The following is a 16,943-nucleotide window of genomic DNA, read 5'->3' on the forward strand; positions in this document are numbered from 1 at the left end:
ACCACCGCGGTCGGCCGGGCGGCCGGGCGCGGGCAGCGCGCGCCGGTCGAGCTTGCCGTTCCGGGTGACGGGGATCGCCGGGATCTCAACCAGCGCCGACGGCACCAGGTGCGCCGGCAGCCGCCGCTCCAGCGACCGCCGCAGCGTGACCGTGTCGATCGCCCCGCCCGGTGGCGGGACGACGTAGCCGACCAGCCGGCGGTCGCCCGGCTCGTCCTCGCGGACGGTCACCGCGGCTGCGGTCACCCCCGGCTCCTCGCGCAGAGCCACCTCGACCTCGCCCGGCTCGATCCGGAACCCGCGGATCTTCACCTGGTCGTCCGTCCGGCCCAGGAACTCCAGCTCGGCGGCGGCGTTCCAGCGCACCAGGTCGCCGGTGCGGTACATCCGCGACCCGGGCGGCCCGTACGGGTCGGCGACGAACCGGGACGCGCTCAGTCCTTGCTGCCCCACATATCCGTTGGCCACCGTGGTGCCCGCCAGGTACAGCTCGCCGGTCACCCCGTCGGCCACCGGGCCCAGCCACTGGTCCAGGACGTACACGCGCACGTTCGCCATCGGCCGGCCGATCGGTACCTCGGGGGAGGACGGCGGCAGCTCTCGCCCGCGCCAGGCGATGACGACGATGCCGGTCTCGGTCGGTCCGTACTCGTTGTGCACGGTCAGGGCGCGGTTGCGGGCCAGCGCGCGGCGCAGCGACGCCGAGTGGGCCATGGCCTCGCCGGCCTGGACGATGTGTGTCAGCGGGGCCAGGTCGTCCTCGGTGCCGGGCAGCGCGTCGAGCAGTGCCTGCAGCGCGATGTTGGGCAGGTGCAGCTCGGTGACGGACCGGCGGCCGATCCAGGCGGCCAGCGCCTGTGGGTCGCGCCGTACTTCGTCGGGGCAGAGCACCAGGGTCGCGCCGGACACCAGCGCCGTGCACATCTCCTGGAGGGAGACGTCGAAGCCGGCGGCGGCGAACTGGGCGACCCGCCGCTCGCGCGGCATCAGGGCGCGGTACTCCTGGGCGAGCTTGTGCAGGGCGCGGTGCGGCACCAGGACGCCTTTGGGGCGGCCGGTAGAGCCCGAGGTGTAGATGATGTACGCGCTCTGCTCAGGGTGGCACGGCGCCGCGTCCTGGTCCTGGTCCGACTGTGCGGCCAGCGCCGCCGCCGTCCCGTCGTCGTCCAGCGCGATGCTCGGCACGCCGTTGAGCACCTGCGCGGGCCGCCCGGCGGTCAGGCAGAGCCGGGGCCGGGCGTCGTCGAGCAGGTACGCCAGCCGGTCGTCCGGGTACGCCGGGTCGAGCGGCAGGTAGGTGGCGCCGAGCTTCAGCAGCGCCGTCAGCGCCACGACCAGGTCCGGCGTGCGGGCCAGGTGGACACCGACCCGGTCCTCCGGCCGGATTCCGCGCTCGGCCAGCAGGCTCGCCAACCGGTTGGATCGGGCGTTGAGTTGACGGTACGTCAGGACGGTGGACTCGTCCTCGACCGCCGGCGCGTCGGGCGTCGTCCGGGCGCACTCCTCGATCATCGAGGCGACGGTCTGCTCCGGGTACACCGCCTCCGTGGCGTTGCGCTTGCCGAGCAGCTCGGCCCGCTCGTCCGGCGAGATGATGTCGATCTTCGACAGGGCGGCCTCGGGGTGCGCCAGGACGAAGTCGAGCACGGCCGTCCAGCGGGAGGTGATCCGCTCCACGGTCGCCGCGTCGAACAGCTCGGTGCGGTACTGGACCATCACGTCCAGGCCGCCCCGGTCCGGCCGCTCGCAGACGCTGAAGAACAGGTCGAACACCGAGTTCCCGGTGGGCGCCTCCTGCACCTCCAGCTCCATCCCGGGCAGCGTGAACCGCTCCACCGGACTGTTCTGCAGGAAGAACGCCACCTGGAACAGCGGGTGCCCCGACGCCGAGCGCTCCGGGTTCAGGCGCTCCACCACCTGGTGGAACGGCAGGTCCTGGTGCTCGTACGCGGCGATGCCGGTCTCCCGCGCCTGCGCGACCAGGTCGACGAACCGCGGGTCGCCCGAGGTGTCGGTCCGCATCACCAGGGTGTTGACGAAGAACCCGACCAGTTCCTCCAGTGCCTCGTCCGTGCGGCCCGCGATGCCGGTACCGATCGCGATGTCGGTGCCCGCGCCGTAGCGGGTGAGCAGCGCCGCCATGGCCGCCTGCAGCACCATGAACGTCGTCGCGCCCTGACTGCGGGCCAGCTCCGCCAGCCCCCGGTGCACCCGGGCGGGCACCTCCAGCCAGGTGGTTGCGCCCAGCTGCGAGGTCGCCGTATGCCGCGGCCGGTCGGTGGGGAAGCCCACCCCGTCCGGGAGCTCCGCAAGCTGCACCGCCCAGTACTCTAGCTGCCGGGTGTACTCGCTGTGCGGGTCGGAAGGATCGCCCAGCAACTGCCGCTGCCACAGCGTGTAGTCGGCGTACTCGACCGGCAGCGCCTCCCAGGCCGGCGCGATGCCGGAGCGCCGGGCCGTGTACGCCGTCACCAGGTCGCGGGCCAGCGGGCCCATCGACCAGCCGTCGGCGGCGATGTGGTGGATCAGGATCAGCAGCACGTGCTCGTGCGGACCGGTCCGGAAAAGCCACGTCCGGATCGGGATCTCGGCCGCCAGGTCGAAGGGGTGCCGGGCCGCCGCGGCGAGCCGGGCCGCGGACTGCGCGGCCGGCACCGTCTCCTCGGTGAAAGGCGCCGCGGCCTCGGCGGCCGGCCGCACATGCTGCTCGGGAACGCCGTCCAGCACCGGGAAGACCGTGCGCAGTGGCTCGTGCCGGGCCACCAGGTCGTCCACCGCTGCGCGCAGTGCCGCCGTGTCCAGGTCGCCGGTCATCCGGAACGCGAACGGCATGTTGTAGGTCGGCGACGGGCCTTCCAGGCTGTGCTCGAACCAGATGCGCTGCTGCGCGTGCGACAGCGGCAGCGTCGCCGGCCGCACCGCCTGCTCCAGCGCCGGCCTGGCTCGCGTCCTGCTGGTCAGGCGCTGGGCCAGGTCGGCGACGCTCGGTGCCTCGAACAGGGTCCGGACGGGGAGCTCCACGCCCAGCGCGGTGCGGACCCGGCTGACCAGCCGGGTGGCGAGCAGCGAGTGGCCGCCCAGGTCGAAGAAGCTGTCGTCGATGGTGATCCGGTCGACGCCCAGCACCTCCGTGAACAGGTCGCACAGCAGCGCTTCGCGGTCGTCGCGCGGGCTGCGCCCCGAGCCGTCGCCGGTGTATGTGGGTGCGGGCAGTGCCTGGCGGTCGACCTTGCCGTTGGTGGTCATCGGGATGGTGTCGATCAGCATCAGCACCGAGGGCACCAGGTACTGCGGCAGCCGCTCGGCGAGCCCGGCGCGCAGCGCCTTGATCAGTCGGCCCGCTGCCATCGTCCGGGTCGGTGTGTTGACCAGCGCGTCCGGGCGGGATTCGGCCTGCCACAGTCCGTCGAGCGGGGCGGTGGCCAGTTCGGCCGACAGCACCACCGCGTCGAACAGGTCGGCGCGGCCCCCGCAGTAGGTGGTGGCCACCGTCCGGCCGTTGGCGTCGCCCCAGGCGTGCAGCGACTCGGGGTCGAGCGCCTGCCCGGTGTCGGCCTGCGGGAGGTCCGCGAGCCGGGCCCCGGGCGCAGCGTCCTGCAGTGCCCGCAGGGTGTGCCACTCCGCCGCGGTCCGCTCGTTGAGCAGGCCGCGGATCCGGACGCCGCCGGTGTGCGCCGCGACGATCTCCTCGACGGCTGCCAGGCCGCCGCCCGGCCACCCCACCTCGGGCAGCCGCGCCAGCGGGTGCGAGGGCACGGGCGCCTTGTGCAGCGTCACGTCGTAGCGGTGCAGGGACATCTCGTTGCGGCCCAGGCCCCGCTTCAGCCGGACGTCGACCCCGGCGACGTCCGCGCGCCCGGTCAGTGCCGCGAAGAACCCGGGATCGACGACGAGTTCCCGCTCCAGGCGCAACGCCGCGTCGGCCGCCTCCAGTACCCGTGCCGCCTCGGCGTCCGCTCCGAAGCGCCCGGTTTGGAGCGCGACGTGGAAGGCGCGCAGCGACATCCGGTTGCGCACGTCGCCGACGAAGATCCGCCCGCCGGGCCGCAGCAGCGCCAGCGCGCCCTCCAGCACCCGCGTCAGGTAGTCGCCGGACGGGAAGTACTGGATCACGGAGTTGATCACGACGGTGTCGAAGTGTCCGGCGGGCAGGCCCTCGAAGTCGTCCGCGCCGCGGGTGGACAGGTGGGTGCGCCCGGCCCACTCGGTGTCGCGCAGCTGAAAGGTGAGCCGGTCGATCACCGAGGCGGAGAAGTCGGTGGCCCAGTAGGACTCCACGTGCGGCAGCAGTTCGCTGAGCAGCAGGCCGGTGCCGACGCCGATCTCCAGCACGTTGCCCGGCTCCAGTGCGAGGATCCGGCCGACGGTGGCGGCCTGCCATTCGCGCATCTCGGCCAGCGGGATCGGTGCGCCGGTGTAGGAGCTGTTCCAGCCGGAGAAGTCCGCGCCGAACCCGACGGCGTCCTCGTGCCCGTACAGCGACTCGTACGTCGCCTCCCAGTCGGCCACGAAGTCGCCCGGGTCGGTGTCCGCGTCCGGCATCGGCACCACGTAGCCGACCAGGCGGCGGTCGCCGGGGACGTCCTCGCGCACCACCACGGTGGCGGCCAGCACCGCCGGGTCCTCCCGCAGCACCGCCTCGACCTCGCCGGGCTCGATCCGGTGGCCGCGCAGCTTCACCTGGTCGTCGGCGCGGCCGATGAACTCCAGCTGCCCCCGCGCGGACCAGCGGACCACGTCCCCGGTCCGGTACATCCGTGACCCGGGCGGCCCGAACGGGTTCGCGACGAAGCGCTCGGCGGTCAGCGCGGCCCGCCCCAGGTAGCCGCGGGCCTGGCCCGCACCCGCGACGTACAGCTCGCCCGCGACGCCGTCGGCCACCGGCTCCAGCGCCCCGTCCAGGACATAGGCCCGGGTGTTGGCCAGCGGCCGGCCGACCGGGACGCCGGCATCGAGGTCGGCGTCCGCGTCGATGGGGAAGTGCAGGACGAACGTGGTGGTCTCGGTCGGCCCGTAGCCGTCGACGATCCGGACCTCGGGCGCCGCCGCCCGCACCAGTGCCACCGCCGAGGCAGGCACCACGTCGCCGCCCGACCAGATCTCGGTCAGGGTACGCAGCCGCTGCGGGTACTGCGCGGCGACCACCGTGAACAGCGCCGCCGTCATCCACGCGGCCGTCACACCGTACTCCTCGATGCACCCCGTCAGCACGGCCGGGTCGGCCGCGCCGGGCGGAGCGAGCACCACCGTGCCGCCCGAGCACAGCGGCACCCACAGCTCGTACGTGGAGGCGTCGAACACGTGCGGGGAGTGCGCCAGCACCCGGCTGTGCCCGCTGCCCCACGCCGGGTCCTGCACCAGCTCGGCGACGTTGCGGTGGGTCGTCGCGATGCCCTTGGGGCGGCCGGTGGAGCCGGAGGTGTACATCACGTAGGCCAGCTGGTCCGGCCGCACGACGGGCAGCGCGGCACCTGCGGCGGGGCCCTCCAGCGCCGAGACCAGGTCGGCGACCTGCGCGCCGGGTGCCAGCGCGGCGAGCCGCTCGACCGCGTCGGCGCCGGTGACGACGCACACCGGGCGCGCGTCGGCCATCACGTAGCCGATGTGGGCGTCCGGATGGCCGAGGTCGACCGGCAGGTACGCGGCCCCCGCCTTGAGGACGCCGAGCAGGACGGCGAGCAGCTCCGGCGAGCGGGGCAGGGCGACGGCGACCGGGTCCTCCGGCCGGGTGCCCCGGGCGAGCAGCCAGTTCGCCACCCGGTCGGCCCGCTCGTCCAGCTGCCGGTACGTCCACTGCCCGCCCTGAAAGACCAGCGCGACCGCGTCCGGGGCCCTGCGGACCTGCGCGGCGAACAGCTCGGTCAGCGGGGCGTCGCGCACCGGGTGGGCGGTGTCGTTGCGCGCGACCAGCAGCTCGGCGCGCTCGGCGGGGGCGAGCAGCGGCAGGCGGCTGAGCCGGGTCTGCGGCGCGGCCGCCGCCCCGGCCAGCATCCGCTGCCAGCGCTCGAACAGCCGGACCACGCCGGCCGCGTCGTACAGGTCGGTCGCGTAGTCGATGTTGCAGGTCACACCGGCCGGCCGGCCGGCCTCGTCGAACCGTTCGAACAGGTCGACGTGCAGGTCGAACTGGGTGCGGCCGGTCGGCGGCGCGTCGTAGGCGACGTCCAGGTCGGCCAGGGCGAAGTCGGGGGCCTTGTTGTTCTGCACCGCCAGGATGATCTGGAACAGCGGGTGGTGGGCGGCCGAGCGGCGCGGGTTGACCCGCTCCACCAGGTGGTCGAACGGCACATCCTGGTGCTCGTAGGCCACCAGGCAGGTTTCCCGGACCCGCCGCAGCAGTTCCGCGAAGGTCGGGTCGCCGCTGGTGTCGGTCCTGATCACCAGGGTGTTGACGAAAAACCCGACCAGGTCGTCCAGGCCGTTGTCGAGCCGGCCCGCGATCGGCGCGCCGACCGCGGTGTCCGTGCCCGCGCCCATCCTGGTCAGCAGCGCCGCCATCGCGGCCTGCACCACCATGAAGAGCGTCGCGCCCGCGCCCTGCGCCAGCGCCACCAGCTCCCGGTGCAGCTCGGCGGACAGCTCGAAGGTCTCCATCGAGCCCCGGTAGGAGGCCACCGCGGGCCGCGGCCGGCCGGTCGGGTAGGACACCACTTCCGGTAGCCCCGCCAGGTGCTCCGTCCAGTAGTTGACCTGCCGGGACATCACACTCGCCGGGTCGTCGCCGGCCCCCAGCGTCGCCAGTTGCCACAGCGTGTAGTCCGCGTACTGCACGGGCAGCGGGGCCCAGTCCGGCTCGCCGCCCGAGCGCCGCGCCGCGTACGCCGCCATCAGGTCCTCGGCCAGCGGCACCAGCGACCAGCCGTCGCCGGCGATGTGGTGGACGATCACCAGCAGCACGTGTCGCTGCGGCGCCACCTCGAACAGCCAGGCGCGCAAGGGGAGGTCGCGCGCCAGGTCGAAGGTGTGGGTGGAGACCGCCAGCAGTTCGCCCTCCAGGTCCGCGGCGTCCACCCGGCGGCGGTCGAGCTCGACGGACGCCTCCGCGGCCGGGACGATGCGTTGCTCCGCAGTGCCCTCGACGTCCGGGTAGACCGTCCGCAGCGACTCGTGACGGCGCACCAGGTCGCCGAGCGCGCTCTCCAGCGCGGCGCTGTCGAGCCGCCCGTCCAGGCGCAGCGCGAGCGGCATGTTGTACGTCGCCGACGGGCCCTGCAGGCGGTCCTGGAACCATAGGCGGCGCTGCGCGTACGACAGCGGGATGCGCTCCGGGCGGACCTGCGGAGTCAGTGGCTCGCGCGGCGGGGCGCTGTCGCGCAGCCGCTGGACGAGTTCGGCGACGGTCGGCGCCTCGAAGAGTTGACGCACTCGCAGTCTGGCGCCGGTGGTGGCGCGGATCCGGCTCAGCAGCCGGGTGGCGAGCAGCGAATGGCCGCCCATCGCGAAGAAGTTGTCGTCGATCGACACCCGGTCGGCGCCGAGCACCTCACCGAACAGCTGGCTCAGCAGCGCCTCCTGGCCGTCGCGCGGGGCCCGGCTGTCGCCCGTGAGGGCGTCCTGCGGTTGCGGCACGAACGCACCGGCCTCCGGGCCGGCGCCCGCGCCGGTGCGCGCCAGCAGCGCCGCCGGCTCCCACCCGCCGGGCGTGGGGAACGCGCCGACCCGGGTCGCCGGGTCGTCGGCGGCCTGCGCCAGGACCGCGACCCAGCCCTCCAGCAGGGAGCGGACGGACTGCGCCTCGAACAGGTCCAGGGCGTAGTGCGCCACCAGGCGGATGCCACCGGGCCGGCCGTCGTCGGTCCACGACTCGGTGACGTCGAAGTGCACGTCGGTCAGCAGCTTCCCGGTGGACAGGATCTGCGCGCAGACCTCAGCGCCCGCCACCCCGATCCGCGCGTCCGGTGTGTTCTGGAGCGTCAGACTGACCTGGTACAGCGGGTGGTGCGCGGTCGAGCGCACCGGGTTGAGCGCCTCCACCAACCGGTCGAACGGCAGGTCCTGGTGCTCGTCGGCGCCGATGCAGGTCTCCCGCACCCGCGCCAGCAGGTCGGTGAAGCGCGGGTCGTCCGCGGTGCTGGTGCGGATGACGAGGGTGTTGACGAAGAAGCCGACCAGGTCGTCGAGTTCGTCCTCGGTGCGGCCGGCCGCCATCGTGCCCACCGCCAGGTCGGTGCCTGCGCCGGCGCGGGTGAGCAGCACCGCCAGGCTCGCGTGCAGCACCATGAACAAGGTGGTGCCGGTGTGGCGGCCCAGCTCCGTCAGCCGCTCGTGCAGGTCGGTGGGGACGGTCAGCGGCAGCGTTGCGCTGTTCTGCGAGGCGACGGCCGGACGTGGACGGTCGGCGGGGAAGCCGACCCGGTCCGGCAGGTGGGCCAATTGTTCCTGCCAGTAACGCACTTGGCGGTGCAGCGGGGTGTCCGGCGCGTCCACCGCGCCGAGCCGGTCGCGCTGCCACAGCGTGTAGTCGGCGTACTGGACCGGCAGCGGCGCCCACTCGGGCGTCCGGCCCGCGCACCTGGCGGCGTAGGCGGCCGTCAGGTCGTCGGCGAGCGGCCGCATCGACCAGCCGTCGCCCGCGATGTGGTGGACCACCATCAGCAGCTGGCGCAGCTGCGGACCGGTCTCGAACAGCCAGGCCCGGAACGGGATCTGGGTGGCCAGGTCGAACTCCTGCCGGGCCGCGTACCGGACGGCCGCGTCCAGCTCGGCGGCCGGCAGGCGCATCTGCCGGACCAGGTCCTCGGCCGCCGGAGTGGCCACGATCCGCTGCTGCGGCATCCCGCTGTCGGCCACGAACACGGTGCGCAGGGCCTCGTGCCGCTCCACCACGTCACGCAGCGCCCCGATCAGCGCTGCGGTGTCGACCGGGCCGGTGATCCGGAAGCTGAACGGGATGTTGTACAGCGCCGACGGCCCGTTGAGCTGTTCGACGAACCACAGCCTCTGCTGCGCCAGGGACAGCGGCAGCGGGTCGGGGCGCTCCAGCGGTGTCAGCGGCGCGCGCCGCTGGCCGGCTCGTCCCCTGACCCGGGCGGCCAGCTCCGCGGCGGTGGGTGCGTCGAACAGGGTCCTGATCGATAGGTCCGCGTCGTACCGGGCCCGCAGCCGTCGCACCAGCCTGATGCCGTGCAGCGAGTTGCCGCCGAGGTCGAAGAAGCTGTCGTCGATACTCACTCGCTCCACGCCGAGCAGCTCGGCGAAGAGCGCGCACAGCTCCCGCTCGGCGGCGTCCCTCGGATCCCGGCCGCCCGCAACCGTGTACGTGGGCGCCGGCAGCGCCTTGCGGTCGACCTTCCCGTTCGGGCTGATCGGCAGCTCGTCCAGGACCACGATCGCGGAGGGCACCATCTGCTCGGGCAGCCAGGTGCGGATCCGCCGCCGCAGCGCCGCCGGATCGATCCCGGCGCCGGCCCGCGCGACCACGTAGCCCACCAGCCGCTGGTCGCCGGCGGCGTCCTTGCGGGCGAGGGCCACCGCCCGGGCCACCGACGGGTCCTCGCGCAGCACGGACTCGATCTCGCCGAGCTCGACCCGCACGCCGCGGATCTTGACCTGGTGGTCGATGCGTCCGACCAGCTCCACCAGCCCGTCGGGGTGGAACCTGGCCAGGTCGCCGGTGGCGTACAGGCGCTCCGCACGCACCGGGCCGTGCGACCACTCGAAGAACTTCGCCGCCGTCAGTTCCGGGTCGCCGTAGTACCCCTGGGCGACGCCCAGGCCCGCCATGTGGATCTCGCCCACCACGCCGACCGGGACCGGCTGCTTGGCCGCGTCCAGCACGTACAGCCGCTGGCCGGCCATCGGCCGTCCGAACGGGATGCTCGACCAGCCCGGCAGCGGCTTGCCCGCCAGGAACCAGGTGGAGGAGATGGACACCTCGGCGAACCCGCCGAAGACGTGCACCCGGATGCCCGGGGAGAGGGCCTCCAGGCGCTCGGGGAGGTCCGGCAGGCTCCAGTCGCCGCCCAGAATCACGGTGCGGATGCCGGTCCGGTCGCCGAGCGCGCGCACGTGCTCGACGTAGAGCTCCAGCAGGGCGGGCGCGGAGTTCCACACCGTGACGCCGTGCTGTCGCACCAGGTCGTGCCAGTGCGCCGGATCCTTGCTGCGGCCCGGGTCGGGGAAGACCACCGAGCCTCCGGCCACGGCGAGACCCAGCAGCTCGTAGACCGACATGTCGAAACTCGGCGAGGACAGCGCGATCACCCGGTCCGCGGGGCCGACCCCTGCGGTGGCACTGATGTCGGGCAGGTTGTTGACGACGCCCCGGTGCCGGATGGCGATGCCCTTGGGCCGGCCGGTGGAGCCGGAGGTGAAGATGATGTAGCAGAGGTCGTCCGGGCCGGTGACGTCCTCGGGGGCGTGGTCCGGCAGCCGCTCCAGCTCCGCGGCGTCCCGGTCCGTCAGTACCACCGGGATGTCGGTGCGCGGCAGCCGCGGCACCAGCGGCGTCTCGGTGACCAGGGCGTGGCAGTCGGCGGCGTTCATCATGTACGCCAGACGTTCCACGGGGTAGTCGGCGTCCATCGGGACGTACGCGGCGCCCGCCTTGAGGATGCCCAGGATCGCCACCATCAGGTCCGGTCCCCGCTCCAGGCACAACGCGACCCGGCCGCCCCGGCCGACGCCGAGTGCCCGCAGTCGGTGGGCGAGCCGGTTGGCGGCCCTGTCGACCCGGCCGGCGCTCCAGGCCGTGCCGCGGTGGATCAGCAGCACCCCGTCGGGGTCGGCCGCGACCCGTTCGGCGACGCACGCGTGAAGGGTGCGGTCGTGGTCGAACCCGGTCGGGGTGTCGTTCCAGTCGACCAGCATCCGCTGCTGCTCCGCGGCCGTGAGCAGCGGGACCTCGGTGAGCGGGCGCAGGCCCGGGTCGGCGACGCAGGCGGCCAGCAGGGTCGTCAGGTGCCCAAGGAGCCGCTCGACGGTTGCGTGGTCGAACGCGTCGGCGTCGAAGGCCACGTCCAGGTGGACCTGTGCGGCGGACTCCCGCACCTCGACCACCAGTTGGTGCTTCGACGGCTCGGCGGTCGCCGGTCGCAACACCGCGTCGGCGGCCAGGTGGCGCTCCTCGTCGACCTGCCGGCGCCCGGTCAGGCGGACGGTGCGCAGGAGGTCGGCGAAGGTGTCCTGGCGCCCGGGTGTGATCGCCAGCAGCTCGCCGGGCGCGCCGCCGAGCTCGATCAGCTCGGGGCCGTCGTACCGGGCCAGCACCGCCGCGAAGGCGGTTGTCAGCACGGAGAACAGGTCGGTTTCGTGGTCGGCAGCCAACGAGCGGGCGGCGTCGAGCAGTTCGGGGGCCAGTGCGCGGGTGGTGCTTCCCTCCCCGGAGGGCGGATTCGGTCCGTCCGCCCCCCTGGTGTCCTGCAGTGCGCGCGGAAGCCTCGGCAACCTGGGCATACGCCTCTTTCCGTCCTTCCCCGAAGTAGCGGCACAGGGCACGGCGCACCGACTCCGGGCACGCGCGACCGGCGTCACCGGGGCGTGGGGTCGGCGGCTGTCACCCGTCAGAAGTAAGTGGTCCGGCGTCAGAAGTAGGTGGTCCGGCCCCGGGCGCCGATGGGCACGCCACAGGCAGGTTCCGGCTGCCACGACCATTTCAAAGTAGGTGCCGGGTTCAAGATAATCAACACCCCATTTCACGCCCGACCAAACAGATCAAGCCGATCTCGGCACGGAGCCCCCGCCGCCTCCGAGAGGCGGTTGCCAGGCGATCAAAGCTGTGGTTATGGTGATGATCGAAAAGCAATATGCCGCTATGAGGACGGTTAATTTGACGAATCCTTTCGACAATGCGGAAGGCCAATACCTCGTGCTGACCAACACCGAGGGACAGCATTCGCTATGGCCCGCATTCGCCGACGTTCCCGCTGGCTGGAGCCTGGTTCACGGGCCGGAAGCGCGGGAGGAGTGCCTCGAATACATCGAGCGGAACTGGACCGACTTGCGCCCGAAATCGCTGATCGAGGCGCTACGCGGCGACGGCCGGTAATATGCGGCCGTTCGGATCGATGAACCCCGCACGTAAAGCGTCCACCAGCAATTCCACGCTCTCTTCATGCGATTTTCACAACTCCGGAAGAGGTTCGGCGTCAGATGACGAATGCCACCGGTCAAGGAATCGCGAGTCAGTTCGACAGCAGGCTCGACATCCAGCTCGAAGCCGGGGCCCCGCCGCTGGTGGTCACCCCTGAGCTGCCCGCACTCGCCGACGCGCTGGACTGGCTGCGCTCGGTCGACGACGATCTCCGCGCCGCCACCCGTACCCACGGGTCGCTGTACCTGCGCGGTCTGCCGGTGCGCGACGTGCAGGACTTCGGCGCCGTCCGCAACCTCCTCGTCCCGCAGCGCACCCCGTACCGGGAGAAGGCCACACCGCGGCACAGCTACGGCGACGACGTGTTCTCCTCCACCGACCTGCCGCCGGCCCAGCCCATCCGCATGCACAACGAGAACAGCTACACCCTGGACTTCCCGGGAACGCTGGTCTTCTGCTGCCTCACCGCCCCGGCGCAGGGCGGCGCCACTCCGGTCGCCGACTGCCGGGCGGTCCTGCGCGAACTGCCCGACCACCTGGTGCGCCGGATGCGTGCCACCGGCTGGGCGCTGCGGCGCAACTACTCCGACCTGGTCTCGCTGGACTGGCGCACCGCCTTCGCCGCCGACCACGCCGAACAGGTGGAGGCCTACTGCGCCGAGAACCTGATCGCCGCCCGCTGGAGCGGCGACGACCTGAGCACCAGTCAGGTCCGGGCCGGCATCATCACGCACCCGCACACCGGTGACGAAGTCTGGTTCAACCACATGGCGTTCTGGAACTCGTGGTCCCTGGACGAGGAGATCCGCGCATCCCTGGTCGACGAGTTCGGACCCGACGGCCTGCCCTTCGAGACGTCCTTCGGCGACGGCGAATCACTCACCGAGGACGACCTCGCCACCCTCAACGCCGCCTACGCCGCCGCCACCGTCCGGCGCTCCTGGCAGCCCGGCGACGTCATGGTCGTCGACAACATCCTCACCGCCCACGGCCGGGAGCCGTTCCGGGGCGAGCGCCGCATCGTCGTCGCCATGGGCGGTCCGGTCTCCGTCCGGGACTGCCTGCCCACCGTCGACGCCGAGGCGAGGTTCGTCTGAGATGACAGGCCGTCAGCACGTCACCGGTCACGACCCACTGGCCCGGTTCCTGCGGGCCGCCGCCGCCACGCCGGACCGCCCCGCCGTCCGCTTCCGCGGCGCCGGCGTCACCTTCGCCCAGCTCGCCGGCCGCGTCACCGCACTGGCAGGCGCCCTGCGCGAGCGCGGCGTACGCCGCGGCGACCACGTCGGCGTCTGCCTGGAGCGCGGCGTCGACCTCGTCACCGCGCTGCTCGCCGCCTGGAGCGCGGGCGCGGCCTACGTACCGCTCGACCCGCGCCACCCCGACGAGCGGATCGCCTTCCTGATCCGCGACTGCGGCCCGCGGCTGGTCGTCGCGGCCGACGACCGCCCGACCCGGCTCGCCGGCGTCGAGGTGATCGCCCCCTGCGCCGCCGGCCCCGCCACTGCGCCGGTGCCCGTGACCCCCGCCGACGCCGCCTACGTCATCTACACCTCCGGCTCCACCGGGGTGCCCAAGGGCGTCGTCGCGACCCGGGGCGGCGTGGCCTCCCTGCTGCACCGGCTCGAAGCCGTCGGCGCCTACCCCGACGAACACCGCGTGGTCGGCTGGAACGCCAGCGCGTCCTTCGACGCCTCCGTCCAGCAGTGGGCACGGATCTGCCGCGGCGACACCATCGTGGTCCTCGACGAGGAGGAGCGGCGCGACCCCGCCCGCTTCGGCGCCGCACTGGCCGCGTACGGGATCACCGACGTCGACGCCACCCCGTCCCACTGGGAGGCCGTGGAGTCCGGGATCACCAGCCCGTCACTGCGCCTGTTCCTCGGCGGCGAGCCGGTCTCCCCCGCGCTGTGGCGGCGACTGGCCGAGGCCGGGCGGCAGGGCCGCGTCGAGGCGTACAACCTGTACGGGCCGACCGAGTGCACCGTCGATTCCACCATCGCCCCGATCGAGGGCGACGAGCCGCACATCGGCCCGCCGCTGCCTGACGTCGAGGCCCACGTGCTGGACGACCGCCTGGTGAAGGTCCCGGTGGGCGTCACCGGCGAGCTTTACCTCGCCGGTGACGCCGTCGCCCGCGGCTACGCCGGCCGTCCCGGCCTGACCGCCGAACGCTTCGTCGCCGACCCGTTCGCCGGCGGCGGAGGCCGGATGTACCGCACCGGCGACGAAGTCCGGTGGCGGGCCGACGGCGCACTGGAGTTCGTCGGCCGGGCCGACCGCCAGGTCAAGGTGCGCGGCTTCCGGATCGAACCCGGCGAGATCGAGGCCGCCGTCGCCGCCTACCGGGAAGGCTGCGCCGCCGTCGTGGTCGCCCGCGCCGACGACCTGGTCGCGTACTGCGTCGGCGACGTCGACCTCGACGCGCTGCGCGCGCACCTGGCCGCACGGCTGCCGGCCCACCTGGTCCCCGCACGCCTGGTCCCGATCGCCGCGTTCCCGCTGACCGTCAACGGCAAAATCGACCTCGCCGGGCTGCCCGACCCCGACGCCGGCCGGACCGACGGGCGGCAGCCGGAGGGCAGGTACGAGGAGCTGGTCGCCGACGTGTGGGCGGACGTCCTCGGCCGGGACCGGGTCTTCGCCGACGACGACTTCTTCGCCCTCGGCGCCCACTCCCTGATGGCGATCCGCGTCGTGGCCCGGGTCAAGAAGGAGCTCGACACGGCCCTGTCCATCCGCGACGTCTACCGGCGGCCGCTGTTGCGGGACTTCGCCGAGTTCGTCCGGGCCACCCACGTCGGCGCGGCCGCGACGGCCGAGCGCTAGAGGAGAACACATGGCCAACCGCCCGGGGGCGGCCCGGCAAAACACCGCCGTGATCCGCCCGAAACAGCTCGACGACGCCGCCACCACCCTGGTCTGCCTGGGCTTCTGCGGCGGCGGCATCGGGCCCTACCACCCATGGGCCGGGGTCGTCGCACCGGACGTGGACCTCGCGCTGGTCTGCTACCCCGGCCGCGACGGCCGCTTCATGGAGGACTTCGCCACCACCTGGGACGAGCTCGCCGAGGACGCCACCCGCACCGTCGTCTCCGCCGTCGGCGACCGCCCCTACGTCCTGTTCGGCCACAGCATGGGCGGGTGGATGGCTTTCGACGTCGCCACCCGGCTGGAGGCCCGGGGCAGCTGCGTCCCCGACGCCCTGGTGGTGTCCTCGTGCAACGCCCCGGCCCGTGGCCTCACCCCGCGCGACATGTTCCCGGCCCGCCAGGACAGCGACGAGGACCTGATGACCTGGATGCGCACCCACGGGCTGGTCGCCGACCACGTGCTCGGCGACCCGGACCTGCTGGAGATGGCGGTGGAGATCATGCGCGCCGACATCGCCGTGCGCGACACCTTCCACCACAACGGCGCCCCGGGCGTCACCATGCCGGTGCAGTTCCTCGCCGGCGCCGACGACGCGGTGATCGAGGCCGACGCACCCGCACAGTGGAAGGAGCTGGCCCTTGGCTCCTACCGGCACGACCAGCTGCCCGGCGGACACTTCTACACCCCCGAGGTGTGGCGGACCCTGCCCACCCGCATCAGTGCGATCAACCTGGAGAAACGACCCAGGAAGGCCCCGGGAGTGCCCAGCCCATGACCGATCAGTTCACCGTGAAGGCCACCTACGGCCAGGTCTTCGCGGTCGCCCAGTTCCGTGCCGTCTTCGCCGGCCGGCTGCTCGGCGTCATGTCCGACACCCTGCGGGCCGTGGCACTCGCGGTGCTGGTGTACGACCGGACCGGCTCACCGCTGCTCACCGCGGTGACGATGACCATCAACTTCCTGCCGCAGGCCGCCGGCGGCCTGTTCCTCGCCGCGCTGGCGGACCGGTTCACCCCGCGCACCCTCATCAGCACCGGCTACGCCCTCCAGTGCGCGGTCGGGCTGCTGCTCGCGTTCGGGCACCTCCCGGTCGCCGCCAGCCTGGTCCTGGTCGCCGGCGTGGCCTGCCTGACCCCGGTCACCACCGGGGCCACGGCCAGGGTCCTCGCGGAAGCCCTCGCCGGCGACACCTACGTCCTGGGGCGCTCACTGTCCTACATCGTCGCGGTCTGCGCGCAGATGGTGGGCATGGCCGCCGGCGGGACGCTGGTGGTCTGGCTGGGCGTGGAGCGCACGATGCTGGTCACCGCCGGCGCGCACCTGGTCGCCGCGGTGATCAGCCGCCTGTTCCTGTCGCCCGCCCGGGCCGCCCCCGCGAACGCGCCGGCGAAGGCGCCCGCGACGGACGGCGGGTCGATCGTGCGCCGGACCCTGCGGGGCAACGCCGCGCTGGTCGCCAGCCCCGGTGTACTCAAGCTGATCATGGCGCAGTGCCTGCCCGCCGCCTACCTGGCCGCGGCGGGCAGCCTGATCATCCCCTACAGCGCACACCGCGGGTTCAGCCCCCAGCAGACCGGTGTCCTGCTGGCCACCACCTCGGTCGGCATGCTGATCGGTGACGTCGTCATCGGCCGGGCGTTCGCGCCCGCCACCCGGGAACGGCTGGTCCTGCCGCTGCTGCTGGTGATGGGCGCCCCCTCGCTCACGCTCGCCCTGGACCTGCCCTATCCGGCGGTCGCCGCCGCCTACGTCGTCACCGGCACCGGCTCCGCCTACCTGCTGGGCCTGCAGCGACGCTTCCTGGAAGCCGTTCCCACCGAACTCCAGGGCCAAGGCTTCGCGTTGCTGAACACCACCACCATGAGCATCCAAGGTGTCGGCCCCCTGGTGTTCGGCGTCTTCGCCGAGTTCGTGCCGGTCGGCGTCGCGATCGCGCTGACCGGAGTGGGCAGCGTGGCCACCACCCTGCTGCTGCGCGAAGCGGTCCGGCCGAGGCCGGTTGCGGCCGAGGCCGCCTGAGCACGCGCGACGCGGCGAA

The 16,943-nt window shown here is 73.1% G+C and carries 6 protein-coding genes; 5 read left to right on the forward strand and 1 reads right to left on the reverse strand.

What is annotated here, in order from left to right; genetic code table 11:
- A partial coding sequence (locus IE278_RS24880) for a non-ribosomal peptide synthetase (RefSeq protein WP_189775484.1) occupies positions 1-11,394 on the reverse strand: 11,394 nt, incomplete at its 3' end.
- Between the two features lie 373 nt (positions 11,395-11,767).
- On the opposite strand from IE278_RS24880, the gene IE278_RS24885 reads away from it, so the two are divergent.
- The 5 genes from IE278_RS24885 (at position 11,768) to IE278_RS24905 (ending at position 16,924) form a co-directional block, all read left to right on the forward strand.
- Positions 11,768-11,986, forward strand: coding sequence for an MbtH family protein (locus tag IE278_RS24885; RefSeq protein WP_281403190.1), 219 nt, complete (start codon positions 11,768-11,770; stop codon positions 11,984-11,986).
- Between the two features lie 104 nt (positions 11,987-12,090).
- Complete coding sequence (locus IE278_RS24890; protein ID WP_189775485.1) at positions 12,091-13,128, forward strand: TauD/TfdA family dioxygenase; 1,038 nt, start codon at positions 12,091-12,093, stop codon at positions 13,126-13,128.
- Position 13,129: 1 nt separating this feature from the next.
- Positions 13,130-14,860 carry a non-ribosomal peptide synthetase gene (locus tag IE278_RS24895; protein ID WP_189775486.1) on the forward strand — a complete coding sequence of 577 codons (1,731 nt, stop codon included), beginning with the start codon at positions 13,130-13,132 and terminating at the stop codon, positions 14,858-14,860.
- A gap of 10 nt (positions 14,861-14,870) precedes the next feature.
- A complete protein-coding gene (locus IE278_RS24900) occupies positions 14,871-15,680 on the forward strand; it encodes a thioesterase II family protein (protein WP_189775487.1) in 810 nt (269 codons plus the stop codon).
- Positions 15,677-16,924 carry an MFS transporter gene (locus IE278_RS24905; protein WP_189775488.1) on the forward strand — a complete coding sequence of 416 codons (1,248 nt, stop codon included), beginning with the start codon at positions 15,677-15,679 and terminating at the stop codon, positions 16,922-16,924. Before IE278_RS24900 ends, IE278_RS24905 begins: the two co-directional genes overlap by 4 nt.
- Positions 16,925-16,943 lie beyond the last annotated feature (19 nt).

This window comes from Streptomyces tauricus (assembly GCF_014650955.1).
GTDB classification, from domain to species: domain Bacteria; phylum Actinomycetota; class Actinomycetes; order Streptomycetales; family Streptomycetaceae; genus Streptomyces; species Streptomyces tauricus.